The 19830-nt window shown below is 61.5% G+C and carries 18 protein-coding genes; 10 read left to right on the forward strand and 8 right to left on the reverse strand.

Annotated features, from left to right (window positions below; all coding sequences use genetic code 11):
• Nucleotides 1-79 precede the first annotated feature (79 nt).
• The 5 genes from QD408_RS09560 (at nucleotide 80) to QD408_RS09580 (ending at nucleotide 3540) form a co-directional block, all read left to right on the forward strand.
• Nucleotides 80-928 (forward strand): transporter substrate-binding domain-containing protein, encoded by an 849-nt coding sequence (locus QD408_RS09560; RefSeq protein ID WP_414139136.1) that lies wholly within the window; start codon nucleotides 80-82, stop codon nucleotides 926-928.
• 92 nt (nucleotides 929-1020) lie between these two features.
• Nucleotides 1021-1683 (forward strand): amino acid ABC transporter permease, encoded by a 663-nt coding sequence (locus QD408_RS09565; RefSeq protein WP_414139137.1) that lies wholly within the window; start codon nucleotides 1021-1023, stop codon nucleotides 1681-1683.
• A gap of 4 nt (nucleotides 1684-1687) precedes the next feature.
• Entirely contained in the window at nucleotides 1688-2353 is a 666-nt protein-coding gene (locus tag QD408_RS09570) for an amino acid ABC transporter permease (protein ID WP_414139138.1), read from the forward strand.
• A gap of 10 nt (nucleotides 2354-2363) precedes the next feature.
• Nucleotides 2364-3134: an amino acid ABC transporter ATP-binding protein gene (locus QD408_RS09575; RefSeq protein ID WP_088681387.1), complete on the forward strand. Its 771-nt coding sequence runs from the start codon at nucleotides 2364-2366 to the stop codon at nucleotides 3132-3134.
• A 16-nt stretch (nucleotides 3135-3150) separates the two neighbouring features.
• On the forward strand, nucleotides 3151-3540 hold the full coding sequence (locus tag QD408_RS09580; protein WP_088681386.1) for a RidA family protein: 390 nt from the start codon (nucleotides 3151-3153) through the stop codon (nucleotides 3538-3540).
• Nucleotides 3541-3544: 4 nt separating this feature from the next.
• On the opposite strand, the gene QD408_RS09585 is transcribed toward QD408_RS09580, so the two are convergent.
• A complete protein-coding gene (locus QD408_RS09585) occupies nucleotides 3545-4579 on the reverse strand; it encodes an aldo/keto reductase (protein ID WP_414139139.1) in 1035 nt (344 codons plus the stop codon).
• Between the two features lie 92 nt (nucleotides 4580-4671).
• Between QD408_RS09585 and QD408_RS09590 the strand changes: the two genes are divergently transcribed.
• Both QD408_RS09590 and QD408_RS09595 read left to right on the forward strand, forming a co-directional pair.
• Nucleotides 4672-5574: a LysR family transcriptional regulator gene (locus QD408_RS09590; protein ID WP_088681384.1), complete on the forward strand. Its 903-nt coding sequence runs from the start codon at nucleotides 4672-4674 to the stop codon at nucleotides 5572-5574.
• A 210-nt stretch (nucleotides 5575-5784) separates the two neighbouring features.
• Nucleotides 5785-6879: an AbrB family transcriptional regulator gene (locus QD408_RS09595; protein ID WP_414139140.1), complete on the forward strand. Its 1095-nt coding sequence runs from the start codon at nucleotides 5785-5787 to the stop codon at nucleotides 6877-6879.
• Here the strand turns inward: QD408_RS09595 and QD408_RS09600 are convergent.
• Nucleotides 6839-7753 (reverse strand): AraC family transcriptional regulator, encoded by a 915-nt coding sequence (locus QD408_RS09600; RefSeq protein WP_414139141.1) that lies wholly within the window; start codon nucleotides 7751-7753, stop codon nucleotides 6839-6841. The genes QD408_RS09595 and QD408_RS09600 overlap by 41 nt on opposite strands.
• Nucleotides 7754-7785: 32 nt before the next feature.
• On the opposite strand from QD408_RS09600, the gene QD408_RS09605 reads away from it, so the two are divergent.
• From QD408_RS09605 to QD408_RS09615, 3 genes are all read left to right on the forward strand, one after another.
• The gene (locus QD408_RS09605) at nucleotides 7786-8193 is read left to right on the forward strand and encodes a DUF2000 family protein (RefSeq protein WP_414139142.1); all 408 of its coding nucleotides are present in this window, start codon (nucleotides 7786-7788) and stop codon (nucleotides 8191-8193) included.
• Between the two features lie 93 nt (nucleotides 8194-8286).
• Nucleotides 8287-8622, forward strand: coding sequence for a type II toxin-antitoxin system RelE/ParE family toxin (locus tag QD408_RS09610; protein WP_414139143.1), 336 nt, complete (start codon nucleotides 8287-8289; stop codon nucleotides 8620-8622).
• The gene (locus QD408_RS09615) at nucleotides 8619-8945 is read left to right on the forward strand and encodes a helix-turn-helix domain-containing protein (RefSeq protein ID WP_414139144.1); all 327 of its coding nucleotides are present in this window, start codon (nucleotides 8619-8621) and stop codon (nucleotides 8943-8945) included. The genes QD408_RS09610 and QD408_RS09615 overlap by 4 nt, the downstream gene beginning before the upstream one ends.
• Before the next feature lie 63 nt (nucleotides 8946-9008).
• Here the strand turns inward: QD408_RS09615 and QD408_RS09620 are convergent, their stop codons facing one another.
• The 6 genes from QD408_RS09620 to QD408_RS09645 form a co-directional block, all read right to left on the reverse strand.
• Complete coding sequence (locus tag QD408_RS09620) at nucleotides 9009-9674, reverse strand: OmpA family protein (protein WP_064694663.1); 666 nt, start codon at nucleotides 9672-9674, stop codon at nucleotides 9009-9011.
• 350 nt (nucleotides 9675-10024) lie between these two features.
• A complete protein-coding gene (locus QD408_RS09625) occupies nucleotides 10025-11023 on the reverse strand; it encodes a flagellin (RefSeq protein ID WP_414139145.1) in 999 nt (332 codons plus the stop codon).
• Between the two features lie 266 nt (nucleotides 11024-11289).
• Entirely contained in the window at nucleotides 11290-14445 is a 3156-nt protein-coding gene (locus tag QD408_RS09630) for an efflux RND transporter permease subunit (RefSeq protein ID WP_414139146.1), read from the reverse strand.
• Nucleotides 14442-15644 carry an efflux RND transporter periplasmic adaptor subunit gene (locus QD408_RS09635; protein ID WP_414139147.1) on the reverse strand — a complete coding sequence of 401 codons (1203 nt, stop codon included), beginning with the start codon at nucleotides 15642-15644 and terminating at the stop codon, nucleotides 14442-14444. Before QD408_RS09635 ends, QD408_RS09630 begins: the two co-directional genes overlap by 4 nt.
• A gap of 362 nt (nucleotides 15645-16006) precedes the next feature.
• Nucleotides 16007-16663 carry a hypothetical protein gene (locus QD408_RS09640; RefSeq protein WP_414139148.1) on the reverse strand — a complete coding sequence of 219 codons (657 nt, stop codon included), beginning with the start codon at nucleotides 16661-16663 and terminating at the stop codon, nucleotides 16007-16009.
• A complete protein-coding gene (locus QD408_RS09645) occupies nucleotides 16660-19545 on the reverse strand; it encodes an N-6 DNA methylase (protein ID WP_414139149.1) in 2886 nt (961 codons plus the stop codon). Before QD408_RS09645 ends, QD408_RS09640 begins: the two co-directional genes overlap by 4 nt.
• Between the last annotated feature and the right edge of the window lie 285 nt (nucleotides 19546-19830).

Below are 19830 nucleotides of genomic sequence, written 5' to 3' on the forward strand. Positions count from 1 at the left end.
GATATGCAAATCCAATAAACAAGACACGTGTCCATTATATTGGATTCTCAAACTGAGCGTTCAAACAAGGGGAACCATCATGACCGTCTCGCTCCGCGCCAGCGCGCTTTCGCTGGCAACCGCTCTCGTTCTTTCCGCCATGCCCGCCGCCGCCCAGGAAGCGAAAAGCAAGCTCGACGAAGTGCTCGCTCGCGGCCATCTCGTCATGGGCACCGGCAGCACCAATGCGCCCTGGCACTTCAAGAGCGCGGATGACAAGCTGCAGGGCTTCGACGTCGACATGGGCCGCGTCGTCGCCAAGGCGCTGTTCGGCGATCCCGACAAGATCGAGTTCGTCAACCAGTCCTCCGATGCCCGCATTCCCAACATCACCACCGACAAGGTTGATATCACCTGCCAGTTCATGACCGTCACCGGCGAGCGCGCGCAGCAGATCGCCTTCACCATCCCCTACTATCGCGAGGGTGTCGGCCTGATGCTGAAGTCCGACGGCAAGTACGCCGATTATGCCGCGCTGAAGGCCGGCGGCTCCTCCGTCACGGTTTCCGTGCTGCAAAACGTTTATGCCGAGGCGATGGTGCATGCGGCCCTGCCGGAGGCGACCGTCGACCAGTATGAATCCGTCGACCTGATCTACCAGGCGCTGGAATCGGGCCGCGCCGATGCTGTCGCGACCGACCAGTCGTCGCTCGCCTGGTACATGACGCAGAACCCCGGCCGCTATAAGGACGCCGGCTATGGCTGGAACCCGCAAACCTATGCCTGCGGCGTCAAGCGCGGCGATCAGGACTGGCTGAACTTCGTCAACACGGCTCTGCACGAGGCGATGACCGGCGTCGAATTCGACTTCTACGCCAAGTCGTTCAAGACCTGGTTCGGCAAGGATCTGACGCCGCCCCAGATCGGCTTCCCCGTCGAATACAAGTAAGGTCGCCTGGGACGGAAGAAGGCCTCCGGGGGAGCTCCCCCTCCGAAGGTCTTCCTCCGTCCGTTCTTCACCCTTGATTGCAGGATTGCGCCATGGGTTATACGCTCAATTTCGCCGCCGTCTGGCGCAGCTTCGACCAGTTGCTCGAAGGCCTGCTGCTCAGTCTCGGCCTGGCTTTCGTCTCCATCCTCATCGGTGCTGCGATCGGCCTCATCGTCGCCTTTGCGCTCATCTCGAAAAGCGGATGGCTGCAGCGCCCCGCCGCGCTTTACGTCACGATCATCCGCAATCTGCCGATCCTGGTTCTCGTTCTCTTCGCCTTCTTCGCGCTGCCGCAGCTCGGCATCAGGATCGGCAAGATCCAGAGCTTCATCGCGGTGCTGTCGATCTATTCCGGCGCTTATCTGGCCGAAGTGTTCCGGGCCGGCCTGCTCTCCATTCCGAAAGGCCTGACGGAAGCGGGGCTTGCGATCGGCCTGACGCCGATGCAGATCCGCGTCTCGATCATCACGCCGCTGATGCTGCGCAACGTCCTGCCGTCGCTCTCCTCGACGATCATCTCGCTGTTCAAGGATACCTCGCTCGCCGCCGCGATCGCGGTTCCCGAACTCACCTTCGAGGCGCGGAAGATCAACGTCGAGACCTTCCGCGTCATCGAAACCTGGATCGTCGCCTCCGGCCTCTATGTCGCTACCTGTTCCGTGCTCGCCGCGCTGATGCGCGTCGTCGAGCGCCGGCTTGCCGTTCCGAGGTGATGTCATGATGGGTCTTACTGCTTTTCTCGATCAGCTCTGGATCGCCCGCTTCGTCATCCTCAAGGGGCTCGGCGTCACCGTCTCGATCTCGCTGCTGGCGATCGTCATCGGGTCGCTGCTCGGCGTGCTCGTCGGGCTCGCGCTCGTCTACGGCAACCGCGTGCTGCGCCTGATCGTGCGGGCCTATACTGACTTCATCCGGGGAACGCCGGTTCTGGTCTTGGTGCTGGCGAGCTATTACGTGCTTTCCACCGTCGGCATCGAGCTCGGCCCGTTCCAGGCCGGCGTGCTCGCTCTTGCGGTCTTCTGCTCATCGCATGTCGGCGAGATCGTGCGCGGCGGCCTGCAGGCGATCCCCAGGGGCCAGACCGAAGCGGCCAAGGCGATCGGCCTGACCTTCAACCAGACCTTCGCCTATGTGCTCTGGCCGCAGGCGCTGCGCCAGTTCCTGCCCGCCTGGGTCAACACGGCGGCGGAAATGGTCAAGGCCTCGACGCTGCTTTCCGTCATCGGCGTCGCCGAGCTGCTGCTGCGCACACAGGAGATCATCTCCCGCAATTTCCTGAGCCTCCAGTTCTATTTCTTCGCGGGGCTTCTCTACTTCGTCATCAATTACGGCATCGAGCGCCTCGGCAAATATGTCGAGCGCAAGACGGTCGTTCCATCGTGAGGGCTCGGTCATGAGCAAGGTACTTCTCGAAATTCAGGGGCTGCACAAGCAATATGGGCCCGTCGAGGTGTTGAAAGGCGTCGATTGCACCATGCAGCAGGGAGAGGTGATCTCGATCATCGGCTCCTCCGGCTCCGGCAAGACGACGATGCTGCGCTGTATCAACATGCTCGAGGACTTCCAGGGCGGGCACATCCTGCTCGACGGCGAAGAGATCGGCTACGAACAATCCGGCGGCGTGCGCAAACGCAAGAGCGAAAAGGAAATCGCCCGCCAGCGGGCGCTGACCGGCATGGCCTTCCAGCAGTTCAACCTGTTCCCGCATATGACGGCGGCCCGCAACGTCATGCTCGGTCTCGTCAAGGTGAAGAAGATGCCGCGCGACGAGGCGCGCGCGGTGGCCGAAAAATGGCTCGACCGCGTGGGGCTGGCCTCGCGCGCCGATCATTATCCCGGCCAGCTCTCCGGCGGCCAGCAGCAGCGTGTCGCCATCGCCCGCGCCATCGCCATGAACCCGCGGCTGATGCTGTTCGACGAAGTCACCTCGGCGCTCGATCCGGAACTCGTCGGCGAGGTCCTGCAGGTCATCAAGGGGCTCGCCTCCGACGGCATGAGCATGCTGCTCGTCACCCACGAGATGCGTTTCGCCTACGAGGTTTCCTCCCGCGTGATCTTCATGAACAAGGGCGTGATCTGCGAGGAAGGCGATCCGAAGGAGATGTTCGTGCAGCCGAAGACGCAGCGCCTCGCGGAATTCCTGAAAACGTCAAGTTTCAATTGAAGAAGAAAGAGATCCCATGACGATCAAGCGTTACGGCGCCGGGGAAACCGGCGCCGGCGGACAGCCCTTGCCCTTTGCGCGTGCGGTGGAAGCCGGCGGCTGGCTTCACGTATCCGGCCAGGTGCCGATGGAAAAGGGCGAGATCATCGACGGCGGCATCGTTCCCCAGACCCGCAAGGCCATCGAAAACCTGATCGCCATCCTGCACGAGGCGGGCTACGGGGTCGAGGACGTGGTGCGTGTCGGCGTCTGGCTGGACGACCCGCGCGACTTCTGGAGCTTCAACGGCGTCTATGCCGAATATTTCGGAAAGCACCCGCCGGCCCGCGCCTGCGTCCAGTCGCGGATGATGGTCGATTGCAAGGTCGAGGTCGACTGCGTCGCCTACCGGGCCGACAGGAACTGAGCTTTCAGACGATCGGCGGATTGAGCCGGGCGAAGCCCTCCTGCCGCCGATACGGAAAATAGGGGTAAGGCGCCGTGACCGCGCTGACGGCATCGAGCCTTTCGATCTGCTCTTTCGAAAGGCTCCATCCGACCGCGCCGAGATTCTGGCGCAACTGCTCCTCGTTGCGCGCGCCGATGATGACACTGGACACCGTGGGACGGCCGAGCAGCCAGTTGATGGCGATCTGCGGCACGGTCCGGCCGGTCTCGGCTGATATAGCGTCGAGGACGTCGACGATGTCGAACAGCCTCTCCTCGTCGACCGGCGGGCCGTATTGCGCCGTCTCATGCAGCCGGCTTGCCTGAGGCAGCGGCTCGCCGCGACGGATCTTGCCGGTCAGCCGGCCCCAGGCAAGCGGGCTCCAGACGAGAGCGCCGACGCCCTGATCGGCGCCGAGCGGCATCAACTCCCATTCGTAGTCGCGCCCCGCCAGCGAATAATAGACCTGATGGGCGACATAGCGGGGATAACCCCAGCGCTCGGCCGCCGCGAGCGATTTCATCAGCTCCCAGCCGGAAAAATTCGAGACGCCGACATAACGGATCTTGCCTGCGGCGACGAGGCCGTCGAGCGTCGACAGCACCTCCTCGACCGGCGTCGAGGCGTCGAAAGCGTGAAGCTGCAAGAGGTCGATGCAATCGGTGCCGAGCCGGCGCAGCGCATCCTCCGTCGCCCGGATCAGCCGTGCCCGCGACGTGCCCCAATCCTGCTGCCCCTCGCCCATCGGCAGCGCGGTCTTGGTCGAAATCAGCACGGTATCCCGCCGGCCGCGGATCGCCTGGCCGAGCACCTCTTCGGAAGCACCGGCCGAATAGACATCGGCCGTGTCGAAGAGATTGACGCCAGCTTCGAGGCAGATGTCGACCAGCCGCCGGGCCTCTTCGGCACCGGTATTGCCCCAGGCGCCGAACAGCGGGCCGCTGCCGCCGAACGTACCCGCGCCGAAGCTCAAAGCCGGCACCCTGAGGCCGGATGCGCCGAGATTTCTGTATTCCATCGATCTGTCTCCTGTGTTTTCTCTGAGATAGACCCGGCCTATACATTGATATAGATTGCCTGACAGAACATCATCTGTGACTTGAATTCATCATGAGCCGCCAGGACATCAACCGCTCCGGCGAAATGGAAGTCTTCGTCAGCGTCGTCGAGCGCGGCGGCTTTTCCGCAGCCGCCACGGCGCGGCGCATGACGCCGTCGGCCGTCAGCAAGCTCGTCGCCCGGCTGGAAGCGCGCCTCGGCGCCCGCCTCGTCAACCGCTCGACCCGCAAGCTGCAACTGACGCCGGAGGGCTGCGCCTTCTATGAGCGCAGCATCGCCATCCTTGCCGATATCGCCGAGGCGGAACGCCAGGCTTCCTCGGGCGAACAGGCCTCGGGCCGCATCCGCATCAACACCAGCGGCTCCTTCGGCAATCATGTGCTGGCGCCGCTCCTGCCCGCCTTCATGGCGCTTCATCCCGCCGTCACGCTCGACATCACACACACCGACAGGATCGTCGACCTGATGGAAGAGCGCGCCGATGTCGCGATCCGCACCGGGCCCCTGAAGAACTCCAGCCTGATCGCCCGCAAGCTCGGCGCCACCGGCAAGCTCATCGTCGCCTCGCCCGATTATCTCAGGCGTCATGGCGAGCCGCGTGGCGTCGCCGATCTCAGCCGCCATTGCCGCATCGGCTTTTCCTACGCCCGCGCCGTCGAGGGCTGGCCACTGCGCGAGGACGGCGAAACGGTAACGGTGCCGATCACGCCCGGCGTGCAGGTGGGAGACGGCGAAGCCATGCGCCATCTGGCACTTGCCGGCGCCGGTCTTGCGCGGCTGGCCGCCTTCACCGTGCGCGCCGATATCGATGCCGGCCGGCTGATACAGGTGCTGGAAGCGGCCAATCCCGGCGATATCGAGGAATTCTATGCCGTCTATATGGGCCAGGGCGGGCCGCTGCCGGCGCGCGTGCGCGCCCTGCTCGATTTCCTCGTCGGGCATGTGCGTCTCTGAGAGATAACAAGGGCTTGAGGCGGCGGCTTGAATCAAATTAGCATGCTGTATCGCCTCGAAGCCAGATTTCGCAATTGACCGCGCTCGCGGCGCCCGCCTATACCGAAGCAGCGCCGACCGGCCCTTGAGCCGGCCTCTCTTCGTCATGCCGGAGCTTCCTCTCATTTCAGCCTCAGGGCTTGGCACCGGCCGGGAAACATACGGGGATTCATGCCACTCAGCCACGCACGCCGCCTGCTGCGGGATGCCGGCCTGCCGAAATGGGCGTTGCTGCTTGCGCTTTCCACAGCCTTCACCGTCTTTCTCGAACTCTTCGCCCTGCCCGCCTCGCTGCTGATCGGGCCGATGGTCGCCGCCATCGTGCTGGCGCTGACCGTCGGCAAGGGCAAGCTTCGCGTGCCGCTTCAGCCGCTGCAGTTCGGCCAGGTGCTCGTCGGGCTGATGATGGCGCGCACCATCACCCCTGATATTCTCGGCGCCATGGCGAAGGACGCGCCGCTCTTCCTGCTGTTCGTCTTCTCGGTCATCGCCATCGCCACCGGCCTCGGCTGGCTTCTGACGCGCTGGCAGGTGCTGCCGGGAACGACCGCCGTCTGGGGCTCCTCGCCGGGTGCGGCCTCGGCCATGGTCATCATGTCGGAAGCCTATGGCGCCGATGCCCGCCTCGTCGCCTTTATGCAATATCTGCGCGTCGTCTTCGTCGCCGTCGGCGCTTCGGTGATCTCGCGCCTCTGGGTCGCGGCCGACGGCGGAGAGCCGCCGCCGCTCGTCCTCTTTCCCGCAGTCGATTGGCCGGCCCTTGCGGCGACCATCGGCTTTGCCGGCTTTTGCGCCTATGGCGTGCGCCGCCTGCGCATCCAGGGCGGCATGATCATCGTGCCGCTCTTTCTCGGCGCCCTCCTGCAGGGCGTCGGCCTCTTGAAGATCGAGCTGCCGATGTGGCTGCTTGCCATCGCCTATGCGCTCGTCGGCTGGAGCATCGGCCTGCGTTTCACCCGCTCGATCATCAGCCATGTGGCGCGCGCCCTGCCGCGGGTCGCGGCCTGCATCGTGCTGCTGATGGCGCTCTGCGGCTGCATGGCGGCGGCACTTCACGTCTTCGCCGGCATCGATCCGCTGACCGCCTACCTCGCCACCAGCCCCGGCGGCGCCGATTCCGTCGCCATCATCGCTGCCTCAAGCGATGTCGACGTGCCCTTCGTGATGGCGATGCAGACCGGCCGTTTCCTGGTCATTCTGCTGATCGGGCCGGCGCTCGCCCGCTTTATCGCGCGCCGTTCCGGCCTTGCGGAAAACCCCGTCTGAGACCGGCCCATTGCCCGGGCGTGATGCCGTAGGCCTTCTTGAAATGGCGATTGAAATGCGCCTGGTCGGCAAAGCCGGTCGCAGCCGCCACATCGGCAAAACCTTCGCCTTCACCCATCAGCGCCCTCGCCTGCTGCAGGCGCCGCATCAGCATGTAGCGGTGCGGGCTGGTGGCAAAGGCCGTGCGGAAATGGCGTGACAGCGTGAAGCGGTCGAGACCGGTAATCTTCTCCAACTCGCCCGAGCGCACGGGCCTGAGCGCATGCGCCTCCAGATAATCGCGCGCTGCCCGCACCTGCCGCCAGGCCACCGTACCCAGAGGCCGGCGGCGCACCTGCGAATGCCGCGACAGGCCGCCAGCGACGCGGCTGACGAAATCGTCGACGAAAAGCTCGTCCAGCTCCCGGTCGAGTTCCCCGAGCGCGTCCAGAAGCACCGTCGCCAAGGCACCGTCGCCAATGACCGGCTGTTCGACGAAAGGAAGCCCGATCTTCTCCGCCTCCAGGCATTCCATCAGCAGCGAAGGCTCCAGGTAGAGCATGCGGTAATGCAGCCCGGCCTCGGTCGCCGCTCCGCCGTCATGCTCCTCGTCGGGATGCAAAACGATCACCTGCCCCGGCAGGCTGAAGCGCCGCTCGCCGCGATAGGTAAAGGCCTGGACGCCGTGCAGCGTCACCCCGAGCGCATAGGTATCGTGCCGGTGCGGCTCGAAGACATTGCCGGAGAACTGCGCCTCGATGCGCTCGATGCCGGGAAAGGCGGGCGCAGTCAGGATGCCGCTGCCCGCGGGCGCGGCCAGCATGCCGCTGCCCCCTTGCGGCTCGCACAAACGTTCAAGACCCTCGAAGACCTGCGGCGTTAGATCCTGGCTCAACGCGTTTCGATACCCTGATGAGAGAGACTGAAATGTTTGATACCAAAATTGCGATCGTCCTGCGAAACAATCTTGCCGGCTGGCAGAAGCTGAACGTCACGGCCTTCCTGTCGACAGGCATCGCCGGGCAATATCCCGAGATCATCGGAGCGCCCTACAAGGACCGCGCCGGCAATCTCTACAACCCGCTATCCATCCAGCCGATCATCGTGCTTTCCGCCGACGAAGCGACGATATCGAGCATCCATCGCCGCGCGCTGGAGCGCGAAGTGACCTCCTCTATCTTCATCGAGGAGATGTTTGCCACCGGCCACGACGGCGCCAACCGCGCCGTCTTCGCCGAATACGCCCCCGACGACGCCAAGGTCGTCGGCATCGCGCTCAGAGCCGACAAGAAGATCGTCGACAAGATCACCAAGGGGGCGACGATGCAGCATTGATGAAGAGCCAAGCATGATTCTTAGCTTCTCGAACTGCTTTTGATTTTCCGAGAAACACTTGCCTCTCGTTGTCATATATGACAACGTGAATCCATGAAAGAGATTGCATGGGTCAAAGCGGCGTTGAAAGACTTCGGGGACTTTCCCCAGGCCGTTCAGGACAGGATGAAAGACGCGCTTGCCATCGCCGGCATGGGTCAAAAAGCTGATATTGCGAAACCCATGAAAGGTTTGGGCTCAGGCGTGTTCGAAATCGCCCTACCCTACCGCACGGATGCTTATCGGGCCATTTATGCGGTTCAGCTTGGAGATGCCATTTGGGTGGTCCACGCCTTCCAGAAGAAATCGACCAAAGGAATAGCGACGCCGCAAAAGGACGTTGAGCTCATCCAAGCCCGTTTGAAACGAATAAAGGAGATGTTGCGATGAGTGACAATGACTTCGAAATCGTTCGAGGCAGCGGCAACCTTTACGCTGATCTTGGCGACCCCGATGCCGATACCAGGCAAATGAAGGCCCAGCTTGCCGCCGAGATCATTACGGCCCTCGACCGGCGCAAACTGACCGTGCGCGACGGGGAAAAGCTGACTGGCATAACTGCCGCCGATCTTTCCCGCATTCGCAACGCAGACCTTGGCCGCTTCACCATCGACCGGCTTGTGCGGGTTCTCAATGCGCTTGATCGCCATGTGACCGTAAAAGTCACCCGGATGCCTAAACGCTCCAAGGAACAGGCTGCGGCATCAACCTGACCATCGATAGAAAGGCGGGAAACCCGCCTTTCCATTGTGCTCTCGCGACTATCGAGGCTTGGCTCAGCCCTGCGTGATCGGCGCGATCTGGATTTCGACGCGGCGGTTCTGGGCGCGGCCGGCCTCGGAGGCGTTGGAGGCGACGGGCTGCGAGGGGCCGAAGCCGACGGCGGAGACGCGGCGCTGGTCGATGCCCTGGCCGCCGAGATAGTCGGCAACCGACAGCGCGCGGCGCTGCGACAGGTCCTGGTTATGCTGCAGGCTGCCGGTCGAATCCGTATGGCCGTTGACGTCGATCAGCGTGCGGTTGAACTTGCGCAGCACGATCGCCACCGAATTCAGCGTCGGATAGAAGCCCGGCTTCACCGCGTCCTGGTCGACGTCGAAGGTGATGTTCGAGGGCATGTTGAGAATGATGTTGTCGCCCTGGCGGGTGACGGAGATGCCGGTGCCTTCGAGCTGGGCGCGAAGCTCGGCTTCCTGCTGGTCCATGTAGTTGCCGATCGCGCCGCCGGCCAGAGCCCCGATGCCGGCGCCGATCAGCGCCGCATTGCGCTTGCCGTGCCCGCCGCCGCCGACGGCCACGCCGACGAGAGCGCCGCCGAGCGCGCCGAGCGCCGCGCCGCCCGCCGTATTGGAAACCTTCTGCTCACCAGTATAGGGATCGGTCGTCGTGCAGGCGCTGAGATAGCTTGCGGCGACGGCCAGAAGTATGAATTTCTTGATCATGGACAGGATGGTCTCCGTTCAAAACTGATGCGAGCAAATGGCAAGGATTACGGCAAGAAAATGAAGATGTTCCCTTGATAGGGGAATTTCAGGCGCCGAAACAGCAGATATGTTGCAGCAATGCGCTGATATCACCAGTTTTTAGTGGGTTGGCGGGGCTTGTGCTTGCAACGCCATACCTACTCTCTACAGGCATCGCTGGCGCGCGCCCATTTCTCCTCCGTCATTCCTGTGCTCGTCACAGGAATGACGGAGTGGGTTAGTGCGCCCTCCAAATCGACCGCCGGTATCCTGGGCAATTAACAGTCAAATAGACAGCACAGTGCCGCTCCAATCGCCCAATCGCCCCTTTAGAAATTCTGGAACAACTGCCTGACCGTATCGTAGGTCGCATTGGCGATGTTCAGCGATTGCAGGCCGAGCTGCTGCTGCGTCTGCAGCGCCCGGAGTTTACTCGATTCCTCCTCCATATCGGCATCGACGAGACGGCCGATGCCGGCGGTGATGTTGTCGTGCAGCTTGGTGGCGAAGTCGTTCTGCAGCTCGATGCGCTTCTCCAGCGCGCCGAAGGCCGATCCGACCGTCGTCAGCTGCGTCAGCGCGGCGTCGACGACGCTGATCATTTGGCCGAGCTGCCCGCTCGTCGTGCTTGACGACACCGAAATCACGACCTGGCCGGTCGTGGTGCCGTTCTTGCTGGTCATCAGCACATAGTTCTGCGCGGCCCCGAGTTCGGTGGCGAAATAGGACGAGGTCAGCACGCCGTATTCGCCCGAGCCCGTAGCGCGGTCGTCGATGAGGTAGCGCGCATCCTTGGAGGTCGTGGCCCCCACGGGCGTATTGTCGATATGGTAGCTCAGCATGCCCACGGAGACAGTGCCGTCGGAATTGCGGATGAAGGACGCCGGGATCTGGCGCGGCTGCGTCGGCGTCGCATCGTTGGTGAGGATCACCCAGTTGTCGCTGTTGAAGGTCGCCGATTCCGAAACGCTGCGCAATTGCTCCTGCAACTGCTTGAGCTCTTCGTTGATCTTGTTCTTGTCGACCCCCTCTTCGGTGGCGGCAACGAGCTTGGCCTTGATCTCGGAGACGACATCGATGACGTTCTGGACGCCGGTATAGGCCGTGCCCATCGTCGCAGCCGCCATGCCGAGCGCGTCCTGAATGGCCGAGACGGCCTTGTTGTCGGTGCGTGCGGTGGTGGCGACAGACCAGTAGACGGCGTTGTCGGCCGCTTTGGCGACACGCATGCCCGTCGTGATGTGGTTCTGGGTGACATCCATCTTCCGGTTGATATCGCGCAATACATAGAGCGCCGCATCAACGGAGACGCGCTGATAAAGACTCACGGAACTAAACTCCAAAAACACAACAGAACGCAACAGAACAGGAATGAACCTTCCGCACGGACACTCATGTCCGGGGTCGCTGGGCGTCCAGCGCGTTGCCTTCAAGAAACGAAGAAGGTCAGTCGGTTCCTGGTCACGATCATTGCCGCTTATGCTTAAAAAACGGCTAATCTTCAGAGGAAATTTATCTTATTTCGCAAGACTTCATACACCATGAGAACGCCGCCGGATGGGATCCGGCGGCGCGTTCGATTCGAATGAAAAGCTTATTCGGCGGCCTGCAGCTGCTCCTCGTCGGGGGCGGCGCGCGGCCTCGTTGCGACCGACATCTCCTCGTGCAGGCGCGCTTCCTCATGCGCATGCGGCTTGGCGAAGCGGGCAAGCAGAAGATAGGCGACCGGCGTGATGAACAGCGTCACCAGCGTCGCAAAACCGAGGCCGCCGACGATCACCCAGCCGAGCGCCACGCGCGCTTCCGCACCCGCGCCATGGGCAAAGACCAGCGGCACGCCGCCGAGGATGGTGGCGATCATCGTCATCATCACGGGGCGAAGGCGCAGCGCGCAGGCCTTCTCGATCGAGGAGCGCACATCCTCGCCCCTGTCACGCAGCTGATTGGCGAATTCGACGATCAGAATGCCGTTCTTCGCCATGACGCCGACGAGCAGCACCAGGCCGATCTGGCTGTAGATGTTGAGGCTGGAACCGGTGATGATCAAAGCGAAGACGGCGCAGGCAAGGCCGAGCGGCACCGTCGACATGATGATCACCGAGGAGAGCACGCTTTCGAACTGGGCGGCGAGCACCAGGAAGATGATGACGATGGCAAAGCCGAAGGTCAGCGCCATGCCGCTCGAATTCTCTTCCAGCGTCGCGGCTTCCGCGAGCGGCAGCAGGCGCGCGCCGGGCGGCAGCAGCGGCTCGGCAAGTTCCGTCACCTGTTTGACGGCATCGCCGAGCGACATGCCGTTCCTGATGCCGGCGGTGATCGCCACGGAAGCGAGCTGCTGCTCGCGATTGAGCTGCGGGGCGACCGAACCTTCCTTCATCGAGGCGATGACCGACATCGGCACGATCTTGCCGTCTCCGGTCTTCAGGAAGACGTTTTCGAGATCCGTGGGATCGTCGATCGGCCGCGTCGTCGAGGTCAAAAGCACGGGATAGGATTCGCCGTCGACGAAGACGTCGACCACAGAGCGCCCTTCGAGCAGCGATTGGATCGCCGTCGAGAGCCCGGTGATGTCGATGCCGAGATCCGAGGCGCGCTCGCGGTCGATCGCCACCGATACCTGTGCCTGGCTGGGCTCGTTGGTCAGGCGCGGCGTATCATATTGGCCGGTGGCGTCGAGCGCCTGCACCAGCTTGGCGGCCGCTGCCGTCAACGCCTCGTGGTCGTTGCCGACAAGCGCCATCTGCACGCCGCTGCCGGCGCCGCGGATGCGCAGGCTGTTGGAGGAGATGGCGTTGCCGCGCAACGCCGGCACCTTCGCCGCCGCCTGGTTGATGTCGCCGACGATCTCGGCCTGCGTCCGGTGCCGCTCTCCCCAGGGGGCAAGTGTCAGCACCATGAAGCCGCTGTTCAGCGAGCCGCCCTGCCCGGAGATCGAGAAGACGTTGCGGATGTCGCCGCTGTCGACCAGCGGCTGCAGATACTCCTCGACGAGCTGCATCTTGTCGCGGGTATATTCGAGGCTCGATCCCTGCGGCGTCGTCAGCCGCATCATCACCAGCGACCGGTCCTCTTCCGGCGTCAGCTCGCTCTTGACCGTCGAGAAGGCGATGAGCGCCGCGCCGGCAAACATCACCGAGAACAGGATGACGACGAAGGGCGCGTTGAGGCAACCGTGCAGCGCCCATTTGTAGAGGCGGGCGAGCGCGCCGCCGAAGCGGCCGAGCGCGCCGTGATCCTCGATCATCGGCTTCGTCAGCATGCGCGAGGCAAGCATCGGGCACAAAGTCAGCGCCACGATCGACGACAGGCCGACCGAGAAGGCGAGCACGAAGCCGAATTCGCGGAAAAGGCCGCCGACCTGCCCCGGCAGGAAGGAAAGCGGGATGAAGACGGCCGCCAGCGTCGCGGTCGTGGCGATGACGGCGAAGAACACCTCGCGCGTGCCGAGCACGGCGGCCGCGCGCGGCCCCATGCCTTCGGCGCGCCGGCGCACGATGTTTTCGAGCACCACGATCGCGTCGTCGACGACCAGACCGGTGGCGAGCACGATCGCAAGCAGCGTCAGGATGTTGATCGAAAAGCCGACCATGTAGATCGCCGCCAGCGTGCCGATCAGCGCCACCGGCATGCTGACCGCCGGGATCAGCGTCGCCCGCCAGTCGCGCAGGAAGAGATAGATGACGGCGGTGACGATGACGGCGGCAAGCACCAGCGCCAGCACCACCTCATGGATCGCACCCTGGATGAAGACGGCGTCGTCGCTGGTGATGGCGATCGTCGTTCCCTCAGGCAGCGTCTTCGACAGCTGCTCGACAGCGGCCTTGATGCCGGTCGAGATATTCAGCGTATTCGACTGCGCCTGGCGGATGATGCCCAGGCCGATGCCCGGCTTGCCGTTGGAGCGCAGCGCCGTATCGCCGTCGCGGGGCCCGAGCGTCACGGTCGCGACGTCTCCCAACCGGACGCGGTCCTGCAGCATGACATCGGAAAAATCCGCCGGCGTCTGCAGGTTGGCGGTAGCGCGCACGACGATATCCTGCGTCGCGCTCTTCAGCGAGCCGGCCGGAACGTCGAGCGCGGCATTGTCGAGCGCCTTGGTCAGGTCGCCGATGGTGAGCCCGCGGCTGGCGAGCGCGCCCTGGTCGACATCGACGCGGAAGACCTTCTCCTGGTCGCCATATTCCTCGACGTCGGCGACGCCGTCGACGGAGGCGAGCCGATCGATCACCTCGTTTTCGACGAGCTGCGTCAGGTCGTCCATGTTGAGGTTGGTGGAGGTCACGGCAAGGCGCATGATCGCCGAGGAATCCGAATCCGCCTTGACGATCTGCGGCGCATCCGCCTCGTCGGGCAGGTTCTGGGTGATGCGGCCGATCGCATCGCGCACGTCGTTGGCGGCGACCGCGAGATCGATCGCATCGGAGAATTCGAGCGTCACCCGGCTCTGGCCGAAGGAAGAGGTCGAGGAGATCGATTTCAGGCCGCTGACGCGCGCGACCGCGCCTTCGATCACCTTGGTCAGTTCCTGGTCGATCGTCTGCGGCGACGCGCCGTCGAAGGTGGTGCGCACGGTCACGACGGGACGGTCGACATCGGGCAGCTCCCGCACCTCGACGCCGACATAGGCCGCAAGGCCGGCGACGACCATCAGCGTGTTGAACACCAGCGCCAGGATCGGCCGGCGAACGAAAAGCGCGGTGAAGCTCTGCTTGCCCGACGCTCGGTCCTGAGGCATCTCGGTCACGCTCATTGGGTCGCGACCTCCCCGCTCGCGGCGACATCGGCGGAAACACGCACCGCCCCGCCCTCACGCACGCGCTGCAGGCCCTGCGTCACGATCTTGTCGCCGTCCTTGAGGTCGGCCTTGACGAGAATGAAGTCGGGATTGCGCTGGACGATGCTCACCCGCACCTTATGCGACTTGTCGTCGGTCACCTGCCAGACGAAGGAGCCTTGCGAATCCCACTGCACGGACTGCGGATCGACCGCCGGATATTTGTCGCCGGGGAATTTCATGCTGACGCTGAAGGACATGCCGGCGCGCAGCTCGTCGGAAGAGTTATCGATGCGGGCGCGCAGGCGCAGCGTGCGGCTTGCCGCATCGATACGGTTGTCGACTGCCTCGATCACGCCCGAAAACAACTGCCCCGGCCTTGCCACCGACATCGCCTCCACCGGCTGGCCGACAGCAACCGCATTGGAAAAACGCTCCGGCACCCAGAAGTCGACGAGGATTTCCGACCGGTCGTCCAGCGTGACGATCGGCGTCGATGTCGTGACGTTGTCGCCGATATTGACCGGCACGATCCCGACGATGCCGTCGATCGGCGCCGTGATGTTGCGCCGGGCGAGATTGAGCTCGGCGGCCTGCAGCTGCAGCCGGGCGCCCTGCTCGGCGATCTCGGAATCGAAGACGTCCATGCGCGACACGCTGGACTTGATGTTGTGGTAGAGATTGGATTTCTCGACGGCGGCCTTCACAGCCACGTCAGCCTGGCCGCGCGCGATCACCTGCTCCTCGCTGTCGAGCTTGGCGAGCACCTGGCCGGCCTTCACCCTGTCGCCCGACTTGATGAGGATTTCGCGGATCGTTCCCGTGGCCTGCGGCGTCACCGCGACCGAGCGGATCGCATCCCCCGTGCCGATGGCATTCAGGCGGTCGTTGACCACGCCCTGGACGACGGCTTCCGTCGCGACGAGAATGGCGTTGCTTCGCCCACCGCCGCGGCGGTTCTGCCCTTGGCCCTGGCCACGTTGCCGCCCCTGCGCTCCGGCGGAAGCGCCGGCCTCCGCAGTCTCCTCGGCCTTCGGCGCGATCCTGGAAACGATGCTCTCCGGAATGCCTGCGTCACGCATCGTATCGCCGGCCCCGGGCGCAAGGAAAACCCACGCGGCAAAGCCGGCAATGATGACGATGAGCGAAAGTACAAACTGCTTCCAAAAGGCCATTCACGTCTCCGGAGGGACTCGAGGTTGGACCAGGGTCGGTCGAAAGAGGCGCTGCGGGATCGGCATCCCGGAGATCTAATCTCCAGGGATCGAGATTCCCGGCTGGTGCGACAATATCGCGCTTTTGCAGCTTAACGGCAAGCATAAGCACCCGGCATTACCGATTTGTAATATCAGCAAAGATTGGAAATAATCCGGCCGCTCACTTTTGCTTGAGCAAACCTCGCGGATGCGTCTCTGACGCCAATTACCTCTCGCAGTCGTGGCCAACTCAAGTGCGAAGGCCCTAAGATATGAAGACGCTGTTCGAGGTAGATGTCCGCTTCATTTGTCGTCCCTCGTTGAAGAGGATGAAATGCTGCTCATCGTTCCAGCAATAGGTGGCCCAAGGAGAATTCCGTAGCTTCGCACGTTGTTGCGCTTCGACTATGGCCGGTGTCGAAATCAAGGGCCACCATGTGTGAAGGCTCGAGATCGCCGGTACTACTCGTCGAGATACGAACGTCGTTGCGACGAAGATATTTCAAGAGCGCAACTTTTTCGATGGTGACTGACCCGCTCACCAATCCAACCATGACTCCGAAATCTTCAGTTGGCGCGTATTGTCCTGTAATGAATCGGATAACTCCATTTGTTACATAGTGGGTTCGAAGGCGGCCCTTGTTATCTAGCCGCTTGAACTCAAGCACCAGGACGGGCGCAAACGATGGACCACTATAAGCAAACCGGATATCTGTGCGCCCGCTCTGCTTTGGTAGACCGTTAGCGTCAAGCACTATGGACACCGCCTCTAAAAATAAGTGTCCAAAGCCCACGCCTGCTTTCATCCGGCGCTCATCATTGTCTAATGCCTCAAAAAAACCAGCAACGAGATCTGTTTCCTTTCGCATATTCCACCAAGCGGGAGCCTCTAGCTTCAGCTCATCCCACACGTCTCGAACATATTGTAGGAATTTTGAGAGGTCCTGGGCAGGAAATAAAACTGGCGCTGCGCCAGGTAATTTGATGATCCGCTTCAATGAGAATAAACCCCCGAACCCCTTTTCCAGCCCGAGGCGATCAGTTCAAAAATCTCGTCAGCGTCGCGCAACGCCGCACTTTCCGTCCAGAAACGCATTCTTCTTGGCTTGATCACGAAGATGTCGTCACCCCAGACGAATATGGAGTTCGGCATGGCGAAGAAGTCGATCGGCCGACCGCCGGCAATCTCCAATGCTATGGCGTTTATAATTTCCCGGGCCGTGCTCCCGTGAGGTGTTTCCTGAACCTCGCTGTCGCGGATTCTCAACGCCACATGGATGACATCGAGAGGTGTTCGATCAGAGCCACGGTCAACAACCCTTGCCGAAATTGTGCCCTTGCCATCAAGATTGCGCGACCACGTCAACAAGGATTTTTCAAGCATCTTGCCGTAATTATTGATTTCAGTCATTCCTGGATGCTTCTGAAGCGGCGTGAGGATTTCCCCATAGCTCGTTGGTTGCAAGCTTGAGGCGCTTAGTCGCACCATGTCCTGAATAAGGATGCGTTCATTCTCGGCCAGTCCAAAGACGTTGAAAACCGTCTTATCGATTCTCTTTTGTAACTCAGCGGCATGGCTTTCGCCAAAATCGCGTGTCGCATCGTCCGCCAACTCGTGCAGTAAGCCACCTGCCGTGGAAATCGCCTCCTCGACATCGCTGGACTTCGATTGCAGCCGAGGAAAGGGAAGGCCTTTGATATCCGACAGTGTGACACGAGCACGTTCAGTCTGCGCCGTGTAGGCCGTCAGAATCAGGAAGTATTTCGCAAGGCTCGATCGAAGGTACAATGTCAGGAACTGCGCAAGGTCACGCTCCCCGTCCGGCAAACGGATACCGCCAACTGCGGAATTGAAACAGAATGGCTCATTTGCGTACCCGGCACGGATCTCCATTTCAACCGAGGTGCCATCAGGAACAAGAACTCGTTCTCCCTCATAAAGCGCAGTGTTGCCCAATGATGAAACGCCACGATGAACAGGCAGCGCGCCAAGCTTCGCTACCGAGACGATTGGGGACGCGGTGTTTAAGGCAGTCGTAGGCAAGAAGCGGTAGGCTTGCAGAACGGTAGGGTCGGCGCGTTTGTCGCCGTCCTTCATGTGATAGCCCTTTGCAATCACCCATCCGCGCATTTTAGCTACATCGGCGATCTGAGGAAATTCCAAGAGCCGAGAATAAAGTCCCTCATCGCGCCGCCCTCCCCAGAATAACCTGCGGAGTCGCGCGTTCCCTTCAATGAGCTCTGATCTCCGGAGAGTAGTATGGTCATAGTCATGGAGGGTTAAGCGGTTAAAGGCGAAACTTATATCGACCTTTGGCACCCAATACTCAAAACTCCCTTCCACCCTTCCCTCTTTCAGACCGGGCAAATTTGTCGCTCTCACTATCGTGCAAGCATGTTCGGCCTCCGCAAACAAAATCCGTCTGAAATCGGAGAGATTAGTCATTCGCTCCACCGTCGCGCGAACAGCCAACTGCTTGATGAAGTCCGCGTTTGATGGTGCCGTTATCAGCGATGTCGGCAATATCAGGAGAAGCCGTCCCCCAGGCTTGACAGCCAACATGGCTTTCATCGCGTAGGCGGCGGCAATCTGCTTATGGGGCAAACGAACCTGATGATCCTCGGCCCATGCCTTCGCACGCTCGCCCTTACCCTGCTTTAGCTCTCGCCACGGAGGGTTAGAGACTATCAGGTCAAAGTTACCACTGCTGGAGAATGGGTTCGCATCCGAGAAGAAGTCTCCCTGATCGTCCCCCTGTGCGATATTTTGACCGACCAGCTCCGGCAGCTTGCAGTCTTCGTCACCTTGCAATTGCGTCAGGTCAGCGGGAGCCAGACGTTCGAGCAGGCATAGATAAAGACTGAATGCCGTGACACGGCAAGCGATCGGGTTGATATCGCCGCCAAAGATGGTCTTCCGAAGAAGCTTAATCCGTTCCTGAATGGTCAAATTTGATCCACGGCCAGACTCCTCCCAGCTGACTATTCTGCGAAACGCAGTGGTGAGAAGAATTCCGGAACCGCACGCACCATCATAAACGCGAAGGTCTGAGAGTGACTGAAGACCTTCGAAGGCCTGCTCGATAGCTAGCTCTGCAAGAACGCGCGGAGTGTAATACGCACCCTCGTCTTGTTTGTCTTCACCTAGGAAGACCTCATAAATACCTGAAAGCAGCTCAACCGGAATGTGACTAAAATCATAGTTCCAGAAGTCCTTCTGCCCAGTTCTAAGATCGACCCGAGACAAGAATGCGTCCACCGTTTGGAGGACACGCTCATCAAGCCCCTGCCAGTTTATGTCCCGTGGCTCCAGGAAGTCACCATTGAAGTCTTTCTTTAGCTGACTGATCAGCCGATCGACACCCGCGCCATCCTTTGCCACGACCAGATCATGAAGCTTTCCGAGGTCGTGCTGCCGCCGGTATTCGTCGCCCGCTATGCCGCGATGCTCAAGATACGAGATAAATAAAATCTGCGCCAATAGCATTTTCGCTTGGTCTTTGCTCGCCAGTGCTGGATCCTCGCCTTGCGTCAATGCCTGGACAGCGGCTTCAAGCCGGCGAAGTAGCTGTCTATCGACACGCAGGTTAGGATCAAACCAGTCCGAAAGGCGTTGCTGGACCTCTGACGATTGGACCTCGGACGCGGACCAATTTCCATCGACTCGTGCCTCTTTGGCGGACAAACCATCAGCCGCGGACACATCATCTTTCCATTTCGGAATAGAGAAAGCATCCACCCGTGCTTCGTCACATACGAGAAGTGCCGAAGCGAGATTTTGATTCCACAAGCGCTGCCTTATCGCGTCAACTTTGGAGCGCTCCCCAAGCCGCTTCGAGTTCACGAAACATATCGTCGGAGTATTTTCGACGACGAACACCGCGTCGCAACCAAAATCTCCAGTTGGATCGAGAAGGTCTCGAAGCTCACTAGCGTAGGGCCTGCGGCCAACTTGGTCGGCCGACGTTATAATGGCGTCCCCGGTCGCCGAGTAACCAAGTGTTTCTAGCCAAAACGAGATCGGTGTAGCTGTTTTCTCAGTAAACATTAATCCAGGGTATCCGCTGAGATTCGGTTTGTTATTGGAACAGTTATGGTTGCACAAGGCAACAACGTCGGTGCGTCAGCCAAAATGTTCAATCTCCGATCTCGCGAGAGGCATCAT

Origin of the sequence: Rhizobium sp. BR 249, assembly GCF_047445895.1 — a bacterium.
In the GTDB taxonomy this organism is placed as follows: Bacteria; Pseudomonadota; Alphaproteobacteria; order Rhizobiales; family Rhizobiaceae; genus Rhizobium.

Coding starts and splice junctions, on each gene's coding strand:
- QD408_RS09560 (WP_414139136.1), top strand. CDS start 80: ATGACCGTCTCGCTCCGCGCCAGCGCGCTTTCGCTGGCAACCGCTCTC.
- QD408_RS09565 (WP_414139137.1), top strand. CDS start 1,021: ATGGGTTATACGCTCAATTTCGCCGCCGTCTGGCGCAGCTTCGACCAG.
- QD408_RS09570 (WP_414139138.1), top strand. CDS start 1,688: ATGATGGGTCTTACTGCTTTTCTCGATCAGCTCTGGATCGCCCGCTTC.
- QD408_RS09575 (WP_088681387.1), top strand. CDS start 2,364: ATGAGCAAGGTACTTCTCGAAATTCAGGGGCTGCACAAGCAATATGGG.
- QD408_RS09580 (WP_088681386.1), top strand. CDS start 3,151: ATGACGATCAAGCGTTACGGCGCCGGGGAAACCGGCGCCGGCGGACAG.
- QD408_RS09585 (WP_414139139.1), bottom strand. CDS start 4,579: ATGGAATACAGAAATCTCGGCGCATCCGGCCTCAGGGTGCCGGCTTTG.
- QD408_RS09590 (WP_088681384.1), top strand. CDS start 4,672: ATGAGCCGCCAGGACATCAACCGCTCCGGCGAAATGGAAGTCTTCGTC.
- QD408_RS09595 (WP_414139140.1), top strand. CDS start 5,785: ATGCCACTCAGCCACGCACGCCGCCTGCTGCGGGATGCCGGCCTGCCG.
- QD408_RS09605 (WP_414139142.1), top strand. CDS start 7,786: ATGTTTGATACCAAAATTGCGATCGTCCTGCGAAACAATCTTGCCGGC.
- QD408_RS09610 (WP_414139143.1), top strand. CDS start 8,287: ATGAAAGAGATTGCATGGGTCAAAGCGGCGTTGAAAGACTTCGGGGAC.
- QD408_RS09615 (WP_414139144.1), top strand. CDS start 8,619: ATGAGTGACAATGACTTCGAAATCGTTCGAGGCAGCGGCAACCTTTAC.
- QD408_RS09620 (WP_064694663.1), bottom strand. CDS start 9,674: ATGATCAAGAAATTCATACTTCTGGCCGTCGCCGCAAGCTATCTCAGC.
- QD408_RS09630 (WP_414139146.1), bottom strand. CDS start 14,445: ATGAGCGTGACCGAGATGCCTCAGGACCGAGCGTCGGGCAAGCAGAGC.
- QD408_RS09635 (WP_414139147.1), bottom strand. CDS start 15,644: ATGGCCTTTTGGAAGCAGTTTGTACTTTCGCTCATCGTCATCATTGCC.